This is a genomic window from Halomonas tibetensis (assembly GCF_042643535.1).
Classification (GTDB): Bacteria; Pseudomonadota; Gammaproteobacteria; order Pseudomonadales; family Halomonadaceae; genus Halomonas; species Halomonas tibetensis.
Window position 1 is genome coordinate 235,153 of the sequence record NZ_JBHRSQ010000006.1, and the last position, 17,988, is coordinate 253,140.

Consider the following 17,988-nt stretch of genomic DNA (forward strand, 5'->3'; position numbering starts at 1 on the left):
GGTCACTCCTCCAACTCACGGGACTGATAGCGGTGGAACAGGGCGATGGGAATCAGCAGCAGCAGCAGCATCACCATGGCCAGCGCCGAGGCCACCGGCCAGTCGCGGTTGAGGAAAAACTCCTCCCACAGCACCTTGCCGATCATTACCGTGTTTGGCCCGCCGAGCAGCTCGGGGATCACGTACTCCCCCACCGCGGGGATAAAAACCAGCATCGAGCCGGCGATGATCCCTCCCTTCGAGAGCGGCAGGGTCACCTTGAGGAAGGTATTGAAGGTACGCGAGCCAAGGTCCGCGGCGGCCTCAAGCAGAGAGTTGTCGAGCCGGGTCAGGTTGGCGTAGAGCGGCAGGACCATGAACGGCAGGTAGGCGTAGACGATGCCCAGCATCACCGCGAAGTTGGTATTCATCATGCGGATCGGCGAATCGATCAGCCCCAGCCACATCAGGGTGTTGTTGATCAGCCCGGTGTTGCTGAGGATGCCCATCCAGGCGTAAACCCGAATCAGGAAGGAGGTCCAGGAGGGCAGCATCACCAGCAGCAGCAGCACCAGCTGCCAGCGCGCCGGGGCCCGGGCCATGGCATAGGCCATGGGGTAGCCGATCAGCAGGCAGAAGACGGTCGACAGGAAGGCGATCTTCACTGAGCCCCAGTAGGCCGCCACGTAGAGCGAATCGCTGGCCAGGAACAGGTAGTTGCCCAGGTTGAGGGCAATGTTGAGGGTCTCGGCCGTGAAATCGAGGATCGGCTGATAGGGAGGCACGGCGATGGCCGCCTCCGACAGGCTGATCTTCAGCACGATGGCGAAGGGCGCCAGGAAGAACAGCGCAAGCCATACCAGCGGCACGGCGATGACCCAGCCACGCCCCGGACGCAGGCGCCGTCTCACACGCTCGAGTGCAGTAGGTTTCATGGGGCGCTCACTCATTCAACACCACGGCGCTCATCGCATCCCAGCTGACATAGACCGACTCATCCCAGTCGGGCCGGTCGCCACGGCGCTCCACGTTGGCCAGGCTGGCCTTGACCAGAACGCCCGTTTCCGTGCGCACATAGTAGACCGAGAGCCCGCCCAGATAGGCGATATCCTCCACCGTGCCGGCCGTCCAGTTGTATTCGCCGGTGGGACGGGTACGTGAGAGGGCGGTCTTCTCCGGGCGCACCGCCACCCACACCCGGCGCTCGTCGGCCTGGGTGCTGACTCCGTGACCGATGTAGATGTCTCGCCCCAGCTGGGGGCTGGCGATGATGCAGTGATCGGTCTCGTCGACGCGAATCTGCCCCTCGAAGAGATTCACGGTCCCCACGAATTCCGCCACCATGCGGCTCGCCGGGCTCTCGTAGACGTCCACCGGGGTGCCTACCTGGGCGATCCAGCCGTCCGACATGATCGCCACCCGATCGGCCATGGTCATGGCCTCCTCCTGATCATGGGTCACCATGATGCAGGTCACCCCCACCCGTTCGAGGATCGTCACCACCTCGAGCTGCATCTCGGTGCGCAGCTTCTTGTCCAGCGCGCCCATGGGCTCGTCGAGCAGCAGCAGCTTGGGCCGCTTGGCCAGCGAGCGGGCCAGCGCCACGCGCTGGCGCTGGCCGCCGGAGAGCTGCTGGGGCTTGCGCCGGGCGAAGGCCTCCATGTGCACCAGCTTGAGCATCTCGGTCACCCGCTGATCGATCTCGGCTCGTGGCAGGCGGTCCTGCTTGAGCCCGAAGGCGATATTCTGCGCAACGGTCATGTGGGGGAATAGCGCGTAGGACTGGAACATCATGTTGATCGGCCGCTCATGGGGCGGCATGGCGGTAATATCCACACCGTCGAGCAGCACCTGCCCATCGCTGGGCTTCTCGAAGCCGGCCAGTATGCGCAGCAGGGTCGACTTGCCGGAGCCCGACCCGCCCAGCAGGGCGAAGATCTCGCCCTGGCGAATGGTCAGGTTGACGTCGTCCACCGCCAGTTCCCCGTCGAAGCGCTTGCTGATGCGGCGAATCTCGACCAGGTCATCACCGGTGAGTCGCCCGGGTGGGCGCGCGGCGGTCTCGTTGGGTGGCATCAGCACCTCCTTCTTCGGCTAGCCCACGGCATTCATCGCCGTGGGCAGCGGCGACCTTAGCGGCCTGATTTCACTCGGTTCCACACCCGAGTGCGCAGGCGCTGAACGGCCAGGGGCTTCTCCTCGGCCACGTAGAGGTTGTCCATCACCTCCTGGTCGGGATAAATGGCAGGGTTGTTGAGAATCTCCGGGTCGAGGAACTCATTGGAGGCCAGATTGGGGTTGGCATAGACCACATACTCGGTGATCGCCGCAGCCACCTCGGGCTCGAGGATAAAGTTGATGAAGGCGTGGGCGTTGTCGGGGTTCGGCGCATCGACGGGGATCGCCATCATGTCGAACCACAGAGCGGCACCCTCTTTGGGGATGCTGTAGGCGATGGTGAAATCGCGCCCCGCCTCTTCGGCACGGTCGGCGGCCTGGAACATATCGCCGGAGTAGCCCGCCGCCACGCAGATGTCGCCGTTGGCGAGATCGGTGATGTAGCGCGAAGAGTGGAAATAGGTCATGTCGTCGCGCACCGCGGCAATCAGATCACCGGCGGCCTCGAGATCCGCAGCCTCCTCGGAGAGCGGTGAGAGGCCCAGGTAGGCCATGGCCGGCGAAAGCATCTCGTCGCCGGAGTCGAGCATGGAAAGACCGCACCCTCCCTCGCGCAGGGCGGAGGTCACCTCGGGGTCGAACAGCAGCGCCCAGGAGTCGGTTGGGGCGTCCTCGCCGAGGATCTCGGTGACCCGATCGACGTTGTAGCCGATGCCGTTGGTGCCCCACATGTAGGGGACCGAATGGCGGCTGCCCGGGTCCACAGACTCCAGATCGTCCAAAAGATCCGGATTCAGATTGGCCATGTTGGGCAGCTTGTCGTGGTCGAGTTCCTGGTAGACGCCGGCACTGACATGGCGGGTCAGGTAGTGGTTGGAGGGCACGACTACGTCATAGCCGGAGCGCCCGGCGAGCAGGGCGGCGTCGAGCACCTCGTTGCTGTCGTAAACGTCGTAGATCACCTCGATGCCGGTGGCCTCGGTGAACGCCTCCAGCGTGTCCGGAGCGATATAGTCGGACCAGTTGTAAACCCGTACTTCGCCGGCCGCCTGCGCAGCGGCGACGCCCAGCGCCAGGCTGGCGGCGGCGACGGACAGGGAGAGTCGCTTTGTTTGCATCATGCTTTTACCTCTCGTCACTTTTTGTTATCGGTCGCCCTGGGGCGGGCCCGACGGGGCCAGCGTAACCGCCCGAGTCACGGGAGGTCTCAACGCTGACAGTGCTCATCAGACGCTCAGCAGCAGGAATTCCCGCTCCCAGGAGCTGATCACGCGCTTGAAGTTCTCGTTCTCGACCCGCTTGACCGCCACGAAGCCGGTCACGAACTTGTTGCCCATGTAGGTCTCGAGCTCGGCACAGTGCTCCATGCGCTCCAGCGCCTGCTCCAGGTTGAAGGGCAGGCGCAGGTTGCGGCGTTCGAAGGCGCGCCCCTGAACCGGTGCCGAGGGATTGAGCTTCTGAATCATTCCCAGGTAGCCACACAGCAGACTCGCCGCAATGGCAAGATAGGCGTTGGCGTCTGCGCCCGGCAGCCGGTTCTCGACCCGACGGTTCTGCGGCGTCGAGTCGGGCACCCGAAGGCCACAGGTGCGATTCTCCTCGCCCCACTCCACATTGACCGGTGCCGAGGTATCGGGCAGGAAGCGACGGAAGGAGTTGACGTTGGGGGCCATCAGCGGCAGCGACTCGGGGATGAATTTCTGCAGCCCGCCAATATGGTGCAGGAACAGCTGGCTCATGGTGCCGTCGGCGTTGGAGAAAACGCTCTTGCCGCTCTTCAAGTCGAGTACGCTCTGATGGATATGCATGGCGCTGCCCGGTTCGTTGGTCACCGGCTTGGCCATGAAGGTGGCGGCCACATCATGTTTCAGTGCCGCTTCGCGCAGTGTGCGCTTGAACAGGAACACCTGATCGGCCAGGGTCAGCGGATCTCCATGACGGAAGTTGATCTCCATCTGGGCAGTGCCTTCCTCATGGATCAGGGTATCGATATCCAGCCCCTGAGCTTCGCACCAGTCGTACATGTCCTCGAACAGCGGGTCGAACTCATTGGCGGCATCAATGGAGAACGACTGGCGACCGGTCTCCTGGCGGCCGCTCCTGCCGATGGGGGGCTGCAGCGGCAGATCAGGATCCTCGCAACGCTTGGTGAGGTAGAACTCCATCTCCGGCGCCACGATAGGCCGCCAGCCCTGCTCGGCGTAGAGCGCCAGCACCTTCTTGAGCTGATTGCGGGCAGAAAGCTCGATGGGGTTGCCCATCTTGTCGAAGCAGTCGTGAATCACCTGGGCGGTGGGCTCCAGCGCCCAGGGCACCGGATAGGCCGCCGAGCCATCGGGTTTGCAGATCATGTCGATATCGGCAGGGTCGAGCAGGGAATAGTAGATATCGTCCTCGACGTAGTCGCCGGTCACCGACTGCAGCAGCACGCTCTCCGGCAGGCGCATGCCCTTCTCGGCCACGAACTTGGAGACCGGCGTGATCTTGCCGCGGGCGATACCGGTGATGTCCGTCACCAGGCACTCCACCTCGGTGATGCGTCGCTCCTTCAGCCAGCTTTCCAGGTCTTTCATGGGAACCTCGTCAGTCGCCCAGCAGACGGGCGCTCGTCATAGTCGATCGCGCAGCTTGTAGAAGGCAGTGGCCAGCACCAACAGCGGCGTGCGCAGTGTCTCACCGCCGGGAAAACGACGATGGGGCATGGCGGCGAAGGCATCGAAACGCTCGCTCTGCCCAGCCACCGCCTCGGCCATCAGCTTGCCGGCCAGCCCCGCCAGGGCCATGCCGTGGCCAGAGTAACCCTGAGCGTAGTAGAGCGCCTGGCCGATGCGACCGAGATCCGGCGCCCGATTGAGGGTGATGGCCACCTCGCCGCCCCAGCGGTAGTCGATACCCACGCCGCGCAGCACCGGAAAGAGCCGAGCGATCTTGGCATCCATGCGCGCCTGCAGGCCATGCGGCTCGCGGCCGGTGTAGCTGACCTCGCCACCGTAGATCAGCCGGCGATCGGCGGAGAGGCGATAATAATCGAGGACGAAGTTGGCGTCCGACAGGGCATCATTCTGCGGCAGTACCCGGGCGGCCTGCTCGGCAGAGAGCGGTTCGGTCGCGATGATATAGTTGGCGGCGCGCATCACCCGGCCGTCCAGTTCCGGCACAAGGCCGTGCTGGAAAGCATTGGTGCCCAGCACCACGACATCGGCAGTGACGCTGCCTGCCGGCGTGACCACACGGTGTGGGGAGCCACGGCGGATCTCCAACGCCGGGCTGCCCTCGTGGAGCTTGGCTCCGGCGTCGCGCGCGGCCCGGGCCAACCCCAGGGTGTAGTTGAGCGGATGTAGATGGCCCGCCTCGCTCTCGAAGAGGGCCCCCGGATAGGCGTCGCTGACCACGTGCTCGTGCAGGGCCTCTCCCTCGAGCCAGCTCAGCGCCTCATAGCCGTAGTCCTTCGCCAGGCGGTCACGGAGGGCCTTGAGGTCGCGCACATGGCGGGGCTTCACCGCCGCATGCAGATAGCCCCAGGAAACATCACAGGGTATGGCGTGGCGCTCGATGAGCTCGGCGGTCAGGCGAACGGCCTCGCGGCTCATCTCCCAGATATCGCGGGCGGCCTCGAGACCCAGCGCCTGCTCCACGGTGGCGATATCGGTCCCCAGGCCCGGCAGGATCTGGCCCCCGCTCCGCCCGGAAGCGCCGTGGCCAATCTCGCTGGCCTCCACCAGCACCACCGAGTAGCCCCGCTCGGCCAGATGCAGCGCCGCCGAGCAGCCGGTGACCCCGCCACCGATCACGCAGACGTCTGCACGCACCTCCCCCGCCAGGGGCGGACAGGTGCCGAGGTCGAAGGCGATGGAGTCGCGGTACCAGGAAACCGGACGCCGATCGAGGCAGGAGGGGCGGGAAGCCGATACGGTCATGCGCAGTGCGCTCGTTGTTGTTAAGTGAATAATCTCGCTTACCAGTTTGACACCAGTCGACGAGATGTTGTCAAGTATTCAATAACAACGCCACACCAGATAACTTGGGGCGGATACATAACAGCATGCTAGAACCAGGTTCGCGATGAATTAGCGGATCATCAGGCGTCAAGAAATGACTACCACTCTTCGAGAGACCTTCAGCCACCACAGACCGGGCAGGCAGGGTCTCGCGGCACCCTGAAGTGGCGCCACTGGCCGCTCAGGCCGTCGAAGGTAGAGAGGCCCTTGTGAAGCGTGCCGGCGCCGCTCAGCAGCTTGATCGCCTCCAGTGCCTGGAAGCTGCCGATCAGCCCCACCAGCGGCGCCAGCACACCGCTTTCCGCGCAGGAGAGCACCTCGTCACCGCCGCCGTCCGGCGGATACAGACAGGCATAGCAGGGGCTCTCCGGATCGCGCGGGTCAAACACCGCCAGCTGGCCGGAGAAGCGGATCGCCGCGCCGGAGACCAGCGGCACGCCGGCTTCTCGGCAGGCGGCGTTGATGGCGTAGCGGCTGGAAAAGCGATCGGTGCAGTCGAGCACCACGTCGGCCGCAGCCACCGCCGTGGCCAGGGCCGCGCCCTCCAGGTGGGCGGTGAGGGTCTCGATCCGGCAGCCGGGATTGAGCGCCAGCGCCGCGTCCCGGGCCGACTCGGCCTTGTTCCGGTCCAGGTCCGCCTCGCCGTGGGCGATCTGGCGCTGCAGGTTGGAGAGTTCCACCGCGTCGGCATCGGCCAGGGTCAGCTGCCCGACCCCAGCCGCGGCCAGATAGAGGACCGCCGGCGAGCCGAGCCCGCCGGCGCCTACCACCAGGGCTCGGCCGGTCAGCAGCCGTTCCTGACCCTCGATATCGATCTGTGCCAGCATGATCTGGCGGCTGTAGCGCAGCAGGTCGGCGTCATTCATGGTCGCGGTCACTTGCCGTCGAACTCCTCGATGTCGGGAACGTGGAGGGAGAACTCCTCCTTGACCTCCTCCATCACCACATAGCTCTTTGATTCCTTGACCCCCGGCAGGGTCAGCACCACGTCGCCAAGCAGCTGTCGATAGGCGGACATCTCGGGGATGCGGCACTTGAGAATGTAGTCGAACTGCCCGGAAACCAGATGGCACTCCTGGATCTGGGGCAGTTTGGAGACAGCTCGGCGGAACTCGTCGAATACCGCCGGCGACTGGGTCTCCAGGCTGATTTCCACGAATACCAGCAGGTTGGCCTTCAGCGCCTGGGGGTCGAGCACCGCCTTGTAGCCTCTAATCACACCGGCACGCTCCAGGCGCTTAACCCGTTCCAGACAGGGTGTGGTGGAAAGCCCCACCTGGGCGGCGAGGTCGACGTAGGAGATACGGGCATTATCCTGCAGACATCTCAAGATCTTGAGGTCGATGCGGTCGAGGGAGCGGGACTTGGCTTTCATGATGGTAGTCGCTGGCCAGTTTCAAGGGTGACAGGACATGCCGCTGCACAGTCGATCCAACTGAAAACGACCGCCGTGATAGCGGCACCCTGGTCTTCAGCCTTGTCATTACGGCGGCTTTCGGAGTTATTTACCGATTAAAGATGTACCACACCCCCTCCGGCCACTGCCAGCCGGGGCCTCAATAACCCGGCCAGCATCCTAGACTGACTCGCTCATGGCCGGCCAGGTCGCAGCGGCTGAGCACCGCCTCGTAGCCGGCATCCGTCAGGGCCTTGCGCACCGCCGCGCCCTGCTGGGCCCCATGCTCAAGCAACAGCCAGCCAGACGACGCCAGGTGCTCACGTGCCGCGCGCACCAGGTGGCGCAGGTCGCCCAGGCCGCCCTCGCCTGCCACCAGGGCGCTGCGTGGTTCGAAGCGCACGTCACCCCGAGCCAGGTGAGGGTCATCGTCGGCGAGATAGGGAGGATTGGTGACGATCAGGTCAAAGCGCTCTCCGGCCTTCTTTTCCTCACCCAGGGCAGCGAACCAATCGCTCTGGCGAAACGCGGCGTTGGCAATGCCCAGCCGCGCGGCGTTGCGTTCGGCGAGCGCCACCGTCTCGGGACGCAGGTCCACCCCCAGCACCGCCCAGCCTGGCCGCTCGCTGGCAACGGCCAGGGCGATGGCGCCAGTACCGGTGCCAAGGTCCAGCAGTCGCCCGGCGGTCGCGCATGCCTTGTCCAGGGCGGCCTCCACCAGGGTCTCGGTGTCGGGGCGTGGGATCAAGGTGCTGGGTTCGGAAGCAAGCGTCAGTCCCCAGAACTCCCTCTCGCCGGTGAGATAGGCCACCGGCTCGCCGGCCTCGCGCCGGGTCAGCAGCGCGTCGAAGCTCGCCAGCACCGCCGCGTCTGCCTCACGGTCTCCCCAGGTATAGAGCCAGGTGCGATCCACCTCGAGAAGGTGGCAGAGCAGCACCTCAGCGTCGAGCCGGGCGCTGGGCGAGCCGGCGGCACCGAGGCGTGCCGTGGCCTCCCGCAGCAGGGCATCGAAGCTCGCGCACTCATTGCTCAAGTCAGCCATCCTGCTGCAGGGCGGCGAGCTGTTCCGCCTGGTATTCGTGGATCAGCGGTTCGATCACGTCGTCGAGCTGTTCGCCGCTGACCACCTCGCCGAGCTTGTAGAGGGTCAGGTTGATACGGTGATCGGTGACCCGCCCCTGGGGAAAATTGTAGGTGCGGATGCGTTCGCTGCGATCGCCGGAGCCCACCAGGCTCTTGCGCTCGTCGGCCTGGGCCTGGCGACGTGAGTCCACGGCGGTCTGCCGGAGCCGCGCTGCCAGCAGCGACATGGCCTTGGCGCGGTTCTTGTGCTGGCTGCGCTCTTCCTGGCACTCCACCACCACCCCGCTGGGCAGGTGGGTAATGCGGATCGCGGAGTCGGTCGTATTGACGTGCTGACCGCCGGCCCCGCTGGAGCGGAAGGTGTCCACCCGCAGATCGGCGGAGTTGATCTCGATATCGCCCACCGCGTCGGCCTCGGGCATCACGGCCACGGTGCAGGCGGAGGTGTGGATGCGCCCCTGGGACTCCGTGGCCGGCACCCGCTGCACCCGATGGGCGCCGGACTCGAACTTGAGCCGCGCATAGACCCCTTCGCCCTTGATGCGCGAGATGATCTCCTTGTAGCCCCCCTGTTCGCCGTGGCTGGCGCTGACCACCTCGACTTTCCAGCCGTGCTGCTCGGCGTAGCGCGAGTACATGCGGAACAGATCGCCGGCGAACAGCGCCGCCTCGTCGCCGCCGGTGCCGGCACGCACCTCCAGGAAGACGCTGCGGCCATCGTCGGGGTCCTTGGGCACCAGCAGCTGCTTGAGCCGTTCGTCCAGCGCCTCCAGCTTCTCGCGCCCCTCGGCCTGCTCCATGGCCGCCAGCTCGCGCATTTCGGGATCGCTGTCAGAGGCCAGCTGCTCGGCGTCATCGATGTCGCTTTCCACGCCTAGGAACTCGCGCCAGGCTTCCACCAGGGGCTCGAGTTCGGCGTATTCGCGGGAGTAATCCCGGAAGCGGCTCTGGTCGCCTATCACCTCGGGCTCCGACAACAGGGCGGAGAGCTCCTCGAAGCGCTCGCCGAAGGCGTCGAGGCGCTGACGCAGGGAAGCTTTCATGGGTTGTCCTATCGGGTCTTGTCGGGGGCGGCGTCGAGCAACAGAGCGCCGGCGGCCTCGAGCAGGTCGTGGCGCTCAACGGAGGCGGCCTCGCGCAGCGCCACGGTGGGACGATGCAGCAACCGGTTGGTGAGCTGATGAGCCAAGCGGCGCACTACCGCCTCGGGGTCCTCGCCCTGGCCCAGTCGTGACAGAGCCTGCTCGAGGGAGAGATCCCGCAGCGACTCGCCGCGGGTACGGAAGTCGTGGATCAGCTCGCCGCCGCTGCGGATACGCCTCTCATGGAGCCAGGCACCCACGCCGTGTTCGATCAGCGATTCGGCCTGGTCGGCGGCTACCTGGCGATGGCGGCGGTTCTCGGCGATGACCTCCTGGAGGTCATCGACGGAGTAAAGAAAGATGTCGGAGAGCTTGCCCACCTCGGGCTCGATATCCCTGGGGACGGCGATATCAACCATGAAGATCGGCCGATGACGACGCTTCTTCAGGGCGCGCTCCACCATGCCCTTGCCGATGATCGGCAGGGGGGCGGCGGTGGAGGAGATGACGATGTCGGCCTCCACCAGGGCGTCGGGAATACCATCCAGAGCGATGGCGCGCCCGCCCAGGCCACCGGCCAGCAGTTCGGCCCGTTCGCGAGTTCGGTTGGCCACGGTGATCTGGCGCACGCCTGCCTCGTGAAGGTGGCGAGCCACCAGTTCGATGGTCTCGCCGGCACCGATCAATAACGCCCGGGCGCGGCCAAAATCATCAAAAATGCGGCTAGCAAGGCTCACCGCCGCATAGGCTACCGACACCGGGTTGCGACCAATGCCCGTCTCGGTACGCACCTGCTTGGCCACCGCGAAGGTGTGCTGGAAGAGACACTCGAGTTCCTTGCCAAGGCCCTTGGCGTGGCGGCTAGCCTGGTAGGCGTCCTTGAGCTGGCCAAGGATCTGCGGTTCGCCCAGCACCATGGAATCCAGCCCCACGGCAACCCGCATCAGGTGGCGGGCGGCATCATTGTCCAGATAGTGATAAGCACACATCGACAGATCCGCCACCGGCAGGTCATGGAAACGGCCCAGCCAGTCGAGGACGGCCGCCTCGCCCTGGGGCTCGGTGACACAATAGAGCTCGGTGCGGTTGCAGGTCGAAAGAACTGCCGCTTCCCTGACCTGAGGCAAGCCACGCAGCTCACTAAGCGCCATGTCCAACTGGGCGGGGCTAAAGGACACCTGCTCGCGCACCTCGACGGTGGCGGTTCGATGGTTGATTCCTAGGGCAAGCAGCGTCATGCGTCGGGCATCTTTGCTAGTGGTAGCCGGCCTTGGCGGCATCCTGATCATTGGCGAAGGATTCTACCATAGCGTCGCCCGTTTGGCCGCCTAAGGTAGTGTGCTTTGCCCGCGCCGGCCAAGCCGTTATGCTGGCTCCTCGGCCCTGCCAACGAGACGCCCATGCCTGCCGCTCTCCCATCGCGACTTCGCCCCTTCACCACCCGCCTGGCCCCGCTGGCGCTGGCGGTTCTGCTGGCCGGCTGTCAAACGCTGTCGGCAGTGGACATGGCGAGTGAACGCCAGGACGACCCAATGGACGGCGCCCCGCCCATTACCCAGGGTCTGGATGCCGAGGGGCTGGCCGCCCTGCTCACCGCCGAACTGGCTGGCCAGCGTGGCGACTACCGCCGGGCGGCCCTGGGTTACTTGGAAGCCACCGAGCGTTACGCCACCCCGACACTGGCCGAGCGCGCCGCCCTGGCAGCCAGCTTCAGCAACGACAGCGAACTTCTGGCCCAGGCCGCGGATCGCTGGCAGACCCTGGCCCCCGGTGCCGAAGCGCCCTCGCGGCTGCTGGCGGGACTGGCCGTTCAGCGCGGCGACTGGCCCGAGGCGCTAGGCCAGCGCCTGACGCTGATCGAGCGCGGCGGCGAGAGCGACCTGACCGCCTTCATCGAGGCCGCGCTGGCCGAGAACGCCGATCCGGCATCGCTGCTGGCCCTGCTGCGCCCCTGGCTACCCCAGGCACCCCGGGGGGCAGCCCGCCAGGATGCCGAGCTGGCCACCGCACTGCTGGAGGTGTCCGCGGGCGACACCGTCGCTGCCGAACGGCGTCTGTCACGCCTGAGCGATAGCGCGCCTGCGCTACCGGCACTGTGGCTGACTCGGTCTCGCCTGGCCCAGGAGCGCGGCGACCACAGGGGCGCTCGTGATGCCGCGCGCCGCGGGCTTGCCGTCTCGCCGGATGATGCTCGCTTCATCCTGATGCTGGCCCAGAGTGAACTGCGTCTCGGCAACGTCGTCGCCGCCGAGACAAGTACCGATGCCCTGCTGGAGAATCATGCGGGCAACCACGAGCTTCGTCTGGCGCTGGCCCGTCTCTACCTCGAGGAACACGCCACCGAAGCGGCCCGACGCCTGCTGCTGCCTTTGGTAGATGACGCCGACACCCCGCCGCTGGCCTTCTTGCTGCTCGGCGCTACCGCCGAGGCAGAGGGCGAGATCGACAATGCTCTACTCTATTATCGTCAGGTAGCGCCGGGGCCAGAGTTTCTGCCCGCTCGGCTTCGCGCCGCCGAGATGCTGATCAAGGACGAACGCCTGCTCGACGCCCGGGCTTTCCTGCGTATCGAGCGGCTGCGCCACGAGACGCATTTCGCCGACCTGGTGACTCTGGAGATTGAACTACTGGAACGCGCTGGCCTCGTGGACGAGGCCAACGCCCTGCTCGACCGCGAGCTCGACCGCACCCCCAACGATGAGCCACTACTTTACCTGCGAGCGATGCGCGCCTGGGAAACCGGCGACCTCGAGGCCATGGAGCGTGATCTGGGGAGAGTCATCGAGCGCAACCCCGACAACGCCATGGCCCTCAATGCCCTGGGCTATACCCTGGCCGACCTGAACATCAGCGAGCGCCTCGACGAGGCCCGCGAGATGATCGAGCGCGCCCATGAGCTGGACCCCGGCAACCCGGCCATCCTGGATAGCCTGGGCTGGGTGCACTTTCGTCTGGGCGAACCCGAGCGCGCACTGCCCTGGCTGACGCGCGCTTACGCACTGATGCCCGACCAGGAGGTCGCCGCTCATCTGATCGAGGTGCTATGGGCGCTCGAGCGTCGCGTCGAGGCTCGCGAGCGCCTGACCGAGGCGCTGGAGCGCTTCGACGAACGCCCGCTGATCGATGCGCTGTTGCGGCGCATTCCCGAACTGCTCCCCTAGCCCTTCCCGACTTCCTCCCGAGAGAGCCCCCATGTCACCGCGCTTGTTTGCCAGACCGCTGATCCCCCTGTTCGCCCTGCTCCTGCTGGTCGGCTGCGCCGGCCGCACCCCGCTTCCCGACGCCGAGCGCAACGTCGGCCAGTGGCAGGACCAGGCCGACCGCACCGAGGCCCTGGACACCTGGATGCTGATCGCTCGGGTCGGACTGCGCACCTCCCAGGACGGCACCAGCGCCAACCTGGACTGGAGCCAGCATCCCCACTACTACCGGATGCTGCTCAGCGGTCCTTTCGGCAGCGGCCGCAGCACTCTGGAAGGGCGAGAGGGCCGCTTCTCGCTGACCACCGCCGAGGGCCGCTTCGAGGCCGAGACCCCAGAGGCGCTGATGGAGGAGCAGCTCGGCTGGTCGTTGCCCGTAGGCTCGCTTCAGGATTGGGTCCGCGGCCTGCCAGGCACCGGCAGCGATTACCGCCTGGAAGAGGATGAGCTAGGCTTTCCTCGGCGGCTCGAGCAGGACGGCTGGGAGATCGACTACCTCGATTGGACCCGGGCAGAAGCCCTATGGCTGCCGCGGCGGCTGGTAATGCGCTACGGCGACCTGCGCGTTACCCTGGTGGTCACCGACTGGCGACCCGTCGTCGATGGCTGAGCGGATGAACGACGCAACCTTGACACTGCCGGCACCGGCCAAGCTCAACCGCCTGCTGCATATCGTCGGCCGCCGTCCGGATGGCTATCACGAGCTGCAGACCCTTTTCCAGTTCCTGGACCATGGCGACACCCTGGGCATCAGTTGCCGGGAAGATGGCGAGGTACACCTGACTCCCGAAATCCTCGGGGTACCCATGGATGAGAACCTGATCGTGCGGGCCGCCCGCCTGCTTCAGGCTGAGAACGACTGCCGGCTGGGGGCGGATATCCATCTGGAGAAGCGCCTGCCCCTGGGCGGCGGCTTGGGGGGCGGCAGTTCGGACGCCGCCACCACCCTGCTCGGCCTCAACGCTCTCTGGGGCCTGGGCCTGCCCCTCGATCGCCTGGCCGAGATTGGCCTGTGCCTGGGCGCCGACGTACCAGTGTTCGTGCGCGGCCACGCCGCCTGGGGCGAGGGAATCGGCGAACGCCTGACGCAAGTGGATCTCGACACGCCGTGGTTCGTGGTGATTCATCCCGGCGTAATGGTATCTACCCCTGCGGTGTTCGGCGCAGAAGAATTGACACGTAACACCCCCCCGATTACCATGGCGCGCGCTCTTCAGGGGGGAGCGTCAAGCTGGCGCAATGACTGCGAAGCCACGGTCAAGGTCCTCTATCCGCCTGTCGCAGAAGTGATCGACTGGCTATCGGCGAGAGCACCCGCCATGCTGACAGGCACCGGCGCCTGTGTCTTTGCCCGTCTAGCCAATGAGTCAGACGCGGACCAGCTGCTTGCCGAGATCTCGGGGCGCTGGCAGGCCTTCAAGGCTCGCGGCCTGAACCGCTCCCCTCTCCATGATGTTCTGGGTCGATGAGCCCCGCCCAGGCGGTAGTGCCCCTCTCGACACCCGATGACCCAACCCTGCATAGGTGGCTGCGCGTGTCAAAATTGATGGTTTTTGCCGGGAACGCCAATCCCGAGCTCGCCCGAAAGATCGCCGAAAGTCTGGATACCCGAATGGGCAACGCCACGGTTGGTCAGTTCAGCGACGGCGAGATCGCGGTAGAGATCAACGAGAATGTCCGCGGCAAGGATGTCTTCGTCCTGCAGTCCACCTGTGCGCCGACCAACGATAATTTGATGGAACTGGTGCTAATGGTGGACGCCCTGCGGCGAGCCTCCGCGCACCGAATCACCGCCGTCGTCCCCTACTTCGGGTATGCACGTCAGGATCGTCGGGTGCGTTCAGCACGCGTGCCGATCTCGGCCAAGATCGTCGCCGACGTGCTCGTCAAGGCCGGCGTTGATCGGGTAATGACCATGGACCTCCACGCCGACCAGATCCAGGGCTTCTTCGATGTGCCGGTGGACAACGTCTACGGCTCGCCGATCCTGCTTGACGACATCGAGCGTCAGAACTACGAGAATCTGGTAGTGGTTTCCCCTGACGTTGGCGGCGTGGTTCGTGCAAGGGCCATTGCCAAGCAGCTCAACGCCGACCTGGCCATCATTGACAAGCGTCGCCCCCAGGCCAACCAGGCCCAGGTGATGCACATCATCGGCGAGATCGAGGGACGTAACTGTGTGGTGGTCGACGATATGATCGACACCGCAGGCACCCTGTGCAAGGCAGGCGAGGCACTCAAAGACCACGGTGCCCTTAGGGTAGTGGCTTACGCCACCCATCCGATTCTCTCGGGACCCGCGGTGGACAATATTGTCGGCTCGGTGCTCGACGAAGTGGTAGTCACCGACACCATCCCACTCTCCGACAGCGCCCGCCGCTGCGGCCATATCCGCCAACTCAGCGTTGCCGGCCTGATCGCCGAGGCGATCCGTCGAGTAAGCAACGAAGAATCCGTCAGCGCCATGTTCCACTGACACGATGTTCCCCGAGCGTCACGCTCTGGGACTCGGGAACCGGTGCCGGAAAGCGCCCTGCGGGGCAATTGGAAGCGTCACGGTCAGGTCGCGGTCCGCGACGCATTCCTTACTTTAATGAAGAGGCAACACCATGTCTGATTTTATCCTTAGCGCCAGCGTTCGAAACGACCTGGGGAAAGGTGCGAGCCGCCGCCTGCGTCGTGTGAACCTTGAGGTGCCGGCCATCGTCTACGGCGGCGAGAAGGCCCCCCAGCCAATCTCCGTAGAGAAGTCCGCTTTCTACAAGGCCGTCGAGCACGAGTCTTTCTTTTCCTCCGTGATCGATCTGGTCATCGACGGCAAGAGCGAGCAGGTAGTGGTGCGTGATATGCAGCGTCACCCCTTCAAGCCGCTGATTACCCACGCCGATTTCCTGCGCGTCGATGCCACCCACGAGATCACCATGAACGTGCCGCTGCACGTGATGGGTGAGGAGGACTGCCTGGCCATCAAGGATCACGATGGCGAGCTGCACGTACTGGCCAACGAGATCTCGGTTAGCTGCCTGCCGAAGGACCTGCCCGACTACCTGGAAGTGGATATTTCCGAAGTCGAGCTGGGCACCACCCTGCATCTCTCCGACCTCAAGGTGCCGGCCGGCGTGACCCTGGTCGATCTGACCCACGGCGAAGACCATGACAAGGCCGTGCTCAGCGTCACCAAGGCCAAGGTTCGCGGTGGCGATGACGAAGACGAAGCCGCCGAGGGCGAGGAAGGCGAGGAAGGCAAGCAGGACGACGAGGCATAACCCTCACGACGTCCTTCTTACCGTTCGGGGGCCGTGCACATCGCGGCCCCTCCCGGTTACGATCAAGCGCCCAGGCGCTTGATTTTTTTTGGAGGCAGCAGCCATGAGTCAGGTCAAAGCGATCATCGGGCTGGGCAATCCCGGTGCCGACTATGAGGCTACCCGTCACAATGCCGGCGCCTGGCTGGTGGAGGCGGTAGCACGCCGAACCGGCGGAGAACTTCGCCCCGACCGCAAGTTCCTGGGCCTCTATGCCCGAGTCCAGTTCGAGGGCCAGGCTATTCACCTGCTCAACCCGACGACATTCATGAACCGCAGCGGTGGCGCCGTCTCGGCGCTCTGCCAGTTCTACAAGATCGCTCCTGACGAACTGATGGTGGCCCACGACGAGCTCGACCTTGCCCCAGGCACCGCCCGCTTCAAGACCGGCGGCGGCCACGGTGGCCACAACGGCCTGCGCGACATCATCAGCGCTCTGGGCAACGAACCTGGCTATCACCGACTACGCATCGGCATCGGTCATCCGGGCGATGCGAAACAGGTCACTCACTACGTGCTGGGCCGCCCCGGCAAGACCGAACACGCCGCCATCGAAGATGCCATCGACGAGTGCCTGGCCACCCTGCCCCTCGCCCTTTGCGGCGACTGGGCCAAAGCCATGAACCGGCTGCACAGCTTCAAGAGCGCCTGATTGCCAAGTGTCTGATGAGCAGGTTATCAGTAGAATGGCGCCATCGTTACTCCCGACCTCTCTTTCCAGGACGATCCCATGGGTTTCAACTGCGGTATCGTCGGCCTGCCCAACGTCGGCAAGTCGACTCTCTTTAACGCCCTTACCAAGTCCGGCATCGACGCCGAGAACTTCCCTTTCTGCACCATCGAGCCCAACGTCGGCATCGTGCCGATGCCGGACCCACGCCTCGATGCCCTGGCCGATATCGTCAAGCCGCAGAAGGTGCTACCCACCACCATGGAGTTTGTCGATATTGCCGGTCTAGTGGCAGGCGCTTCCAAAGGCGAGGGGCTCGGCAACAAGTTTCTTGCCAACATCCGCGAGACCCAGGCCATCGCTCACGTGGTGCGTTGCTTCGACAACGACAACGTGATCCATGTGGCTAACCAGGTGGACCCTCGATCCGATATCGAAATCATCAACATGGAGCTGGCGCTGGCCGACCTTGACACCGTGGAGCGGGCCATCCAACGCCTGGTGCGGGTAGCCAAGGGAGGCGACAAGGACGCCATCGCCACCAAGGCGATTCTCGAGCGCATCCAGCCCCACGTGGCCGAGGGCCTGCCGTTGAGGAGCTTTGGCCTCGATGAGGACGACGAGAAGGCCCTGAGGGGATTCGGTTTTCTGACCCTGAAGCCCACCATGTACATCGCCAACGTCAACGAGGACGGCTTCGAGGCCAATCCCTACCTGGACGTGGTCCGCGAGATCGCCGAGGCCGAGGGCGCTCTAGTGGTGCCGGTGTGCAACCAGCTGGAGTCGGAGATCGCCGAGCTGGACGACGAGGAACGTGCCATGTTCCTCGACGAAATGGGCATGGAAGAACCGGGGCTAGATAGAGTGATCCGTGCCGGCTACGCTTTGCTGGGCCTTCAAACCTACTTCACCGCCGGCGTGAAAGAGGTGCGTGCCTGGACCGTCAAGGTGGGCGCCACCGCTCCCGAGGCCGCCGGGGTCATTCACACCGACTTCCAGAAGGGCTTCATCCGTGCCGAGGTCATCGCCTATGACGATTTCGTGAGCCTGGGCGGTGAGCAGGCCGCAAAGGATGCCGGCAAGTGGCGCCTCGAGGGCAAGGAGTATATTGTTCAGGACGGCGATGTGATCCACTTCCGTTTCAATGTTTGAGGCGA

General features: G+C 65.0%; 17 protein-coding genes. 7 read left to right on the plus strand and 10 right to left on the minus strand.

All coding sequences use genetic code 11. The annotated features are described in order from the left end of the window. Window positions 1-2: 2 nt before the first annotated feature. From ACFODV_RS02140 to hemA, 10 genes are all read right to left on the minus strand, one after another. Window positions 3-914, minus strand: a complete 912-nt coding sequence (locus tag ACFODV_RS02140) for an ABC transporter permease subunit (protein WP_379753916.1) — start codon at window positions 912-914, stop codon at window positions 3-5. A gap of 7 nt (window positions 915-921) precedes the next feature. Further along, window positions 922-2,055, minus strand: a complete 1,134-nt coding sequence (gene potA, locus ACFODV_RS02145; RefSeq protein ID WP_379753919.1) for a polyamine ABC transporter ATP-binding protein — start codon at window positions 2,053-2,055, stop codon at window positions 922-924. 56 nt (window positions 2,056-2,111) lie between these two features. Next, entirely contained in the window at window positions 2,112-3,218 is a 1,107-nt protein-coding gene (locus tag ACFODV_RS02150; protein ID WP_379753922.1) for a polyamine ABC transporter substrate-binding protein, read from the minus strand. 105 nt (window positions 3,219-3,323) lie between these two features. Then, complete coding sequence (locus ACFODV_RS02155) at window positions 3,324-4,670, minus strand: glutamine synthetase family protein (RefSeq protein ID WP_379753925.1); 1,347 nt, start codon at window positions 4,668-4,670, stop codon at window positions 3,324-3,326. 36 nt (window positions 4,671-4,706) lie between these two features. Further along, window positions 4,707-6,014: an NAD(P)/FAD-dependent oxidoreductase gene (locus ACFODV_RS02160; protein ID WP_379753928.1), complete on the minus strand. Its 1,308-nt coding sequence runs from the start codon at window positions 6,012-6,014 to the stop codon at window positions 4,707-4,709. Between the two features lie 200 nt (window positions 6,015-6,214). Then, a complete protein-coding gene (locus tag ACFODV_RS02165; RefSeq protein WP_379753931.1) occupies window positions 6,215-6,961 on the minus strand; it encodes a HesA/MoeB/ThiF family protein in 747 nt (248 codons plus the stop codon). A gap of 8 nt (window positions 6,962-6,969) precedes the next feature. Further along, window positions 6,970-7,470 (minus strand): Lrp/AsnC ligand binding domain-containing protein, encoded by a 501-nt coding sequence (locus tag ACFODV_RS02170; protein ID WP_379753934.1) that lies wholly within the window; start codon window positions 7,468-7,470, stop codon window positions 6,970-6,972. Window positions 7,471-7,651: 181 nt separating this feature from the next. Then, on the minus strand, window positions 7,652-8,524 hold the full coding sequence (gene prmC, locus ACFODV_RS02175; RefSeq protein WP_379753937.1) for a peptide chain release factor N(5)-glutamine methyltransferase: 873 nt from the start codon (window positions 8,522-8,524) through the stop codon (window positions 7,652-7,654). 1 nt (window position 8,525) lies between these two features. Further along, the gene (gene prfA / locus ACFODV_RS02180; protein ID WP_379753940.1) at window positions 8,526-9,617 is read right to left on the minus strand and encodes a peptide chain release factor 1; all 1,092 of its coding nucleotides are present in this window, start codon (window positions 9,615-9,617) and stop codon (window positions 8,526-8,528) included. 8 nt (window positions 9,618-9,625) lie between these two features. Next, the gene (gene hemA, locus ACFODV_RS02185) at window positions 9,626-10,894 is read right to left on the minus strand and encodes a glutamyl-tRNA reductase (protein WP_379753943.1); all 1,269 of its coding nucleotides are present in this window, start codon (window positions 10,892-10,894) and stop codon (window positions 9,626-9,628) included. A gap of 162 nt (window positions 10,895-11,056) precedes the next feature. Here hemA and ACFODV_RS02190 point away from each other — a divergent pair, with 162 nt between their 5' ends. The 7 genes from ACFODV_RS02190 to ychF all read left to right on the plus strand — a co-directional run bounded on the left by ACFODV_RS02190 (window position 11,057) and on the right by ychF (window position 17,983). Further along, complete coding sequence (locus ACFODV_RS02190) at window positions 11,057-12,817, plus strand: tetratricopeptide repeat protein (RefSeq protein ID WP_379753946.1); 1,761 nt, start codon at window positions 11,057-11,059, stop codon at window positions 12,815-12,817. A gap of 31 nt (window positions 12,818-12,848) precedes the next feature. Continuing rightward, on the plus strand, window positions 12,849-13,466 hold the full coding sequence (gene lolB / locus ACFODV_RS02195; protein ID WP_379753949.1) for a lipoprotein insertase outer membrane protein LolB: 618 nt from the start codon (window positions 12,849-12,851) through the stop codon (window positions 13,464-13,466). A 4-nt stretch (window positions 13,467-13,470) separates the two neighbouring features. Continuing rightward, window positions 13,471-14,325 carry a 4-(cytidine 5'-diphospho)-2-C-methyl-D-erythritol kinase gene (ispE, locus tag ACFODV_RS02200; RefSeq protein ID WP_379753952.1) on the plus strand — a complete coding sequence of 285 codons (855 nt, stop codon included), beginning with the start codon at window positions 13,471-13,473 and terminating at the stop codon, window positions 14,323-14,325. 65 nt (window positions 14,326-14,390) lie between these two features. Continuing rightward, a complete protein-coding gene (locus ACFODV_RS02205; RefSeq protein ID WP_379753955.1) occupies window positions 14,391-15,332 on the plus strand; it encodes a ribose-phosphate pyrophosphokinase in 942 nt (313 codons plus the stop codon). A 133-nt stretch (window positions 15,333-15,465) separates the two neighbouring features. Next, the gene (locus ACFODV_RS02210) at window positions 15,466-16,122 is read left to right on the plus strand and encodes a 50S ribosomal protein L25/general stress protein Ctc (RefSeq protein WP_379753958.1); all 657 of its coding nucleotides are present in this window, start codon (window positions 15,466-15,468) and stop codon (window positions 16,120-16,122) included. A 103-nt stretch (window positions 16,123-16,225) separates the two neighbouring features. Further along, window positions 16,226-16,813, plus strand: coding sequence for an aminoacyl-tRNA hydrolase (gene pth / locus ACFODV_RS02215; protein ID WP_379753961.1), 588 nt, complete (start codon window positions 16,226-16,228; stop codon window positions 16,811-16,813). Window positions 16,814-16,891: 78 nt separating this feature from the next. Continuing rightward, window positions 16,892-17,983: a redox-regulated ATPase YchF gene (gene ychF, locus ACFODV_RS02220; protein ID WP_379753964.1), complete on the plus strand. Its 1,092-nt coding sequence runs from the start codon at window positions 16,892-16,894 to the stop codon at window positions 17,981-17,983. Window positions 17,984-17,988 lie beyond the last annotated feature (5 nt).

What these genes read in the sequence shown, in the direction of transcription:
- ACFODV_RS02140 (WP_379753916.1), bottom strand. Translation starts at nt 914, where the DNA reads ATGAAACCTACTGCACTCGAGCGTGTGAGACGGCGCCTGCGTCCGGGG.
- potA (WP_379753919.1), bottom strand. Translation starts at nt 2,055, where the DNA reads ATGCCACCCAACGAGACCGCCGCGCGCCCACCCGGGCGACTCACCGGT.
- ACFODV_RS02150 (WP_379753922.1), bottom strand. Translation starts at nt 3,218, where the DNA reads ATGATGCAAACAAAGCGACTCTCCCTGTCCGTCGCCGCCGCCAGCCTG.
- ACFODV_RS02155 (WP_379753925.1), bottom strand. Translation starts at nt 4,670, where the DNA reads ATGAAAGACCTGGAAAGCTGGCTGAAGGAGCGACGCATCACCGAGGTG.
- ACFODV_RS02160 (WP_379753928.1), bottom strand. Translation starts at nt 6,014, where the DNA reads ATGACCGTATCGGCTTCCCGCCCCTCCTGCCTCGATCGGCGTCCGGTT.
- ACFODV_RS02165 (WP_379753931.1), bottom strand. Translation starts at nt 6,961, where the DNA reads ATGAATGACGCCGACCTGCTGCGCTACAGCCGCCAGATCATGCTGGCA.
- ACFODV_RS02170 (WP_379753934.1), bottom strand. Translation starts at nt 7,470, where the DNA reads ATGAAAGCCAAGTCCCGCTCCCTCGACCGCATCGACCTCAAGATCTTG.
- prfA (WP_379753940.1), bottom strand. Translation starts at nt 9,617, where the DNA reads ATGAAAGCTTCCCTGCGTCAGCGCCTCGACGCCTTCGGCGAGCGCTTC.
- hemA (WP_379753943.1), bottom strand. Translation starts at nt 10,894, where the DNA reads ATGACGCTGCTTGCCCTAGGAATCAACCATCGAACCGCCACCGTCGAG.
- ACFODV_RS02190 (WP_379753946.1), top strand. Translation starts at nt 11,057, where the DNA reads ATGCCTGCCGCTCTCCCATCGCGACTTCGCCCCTTCACCACCCGCCTG.
- lolB (WP_379753949.1), top strand. Translation starts at nt 12,849, where the DNA reads ATGTCACCGCGCTTGTTTGCCAGACCGCTGATCCCCCTGTTCGCCCTG.
- ispE (WP_379753952.1), top strand. Translation starts at nt 13,471, where the DNA reads ATGAACGACGCAACCTTGACACTGCCGGCACCGGCCAAGCTCAACCGC.
- ACFODV_RS02210 (WP_379753958.1), top strand. Translation starts at nt 15,466, where the DNA reads ATGTCTGATTTTATCCTTAGCGCCAGCGTTCGAAACGACCTGGGGAAA.
- pth (WP_379753961.1), top strand. Translation starts at nt 16,226, where the DNA reads ATGAGTCAGGTCAAAGCGATCATCGGGCTGGGCAATCCCGGTGCCGAC.
- ychF (WP_379753964.1), top strand. Translation starts at nt 16,892, where the DNA reads ATGGGTTTCAACTGCGGTATCGTCGGCCTGCCCAACGTCGGCAAGTCG.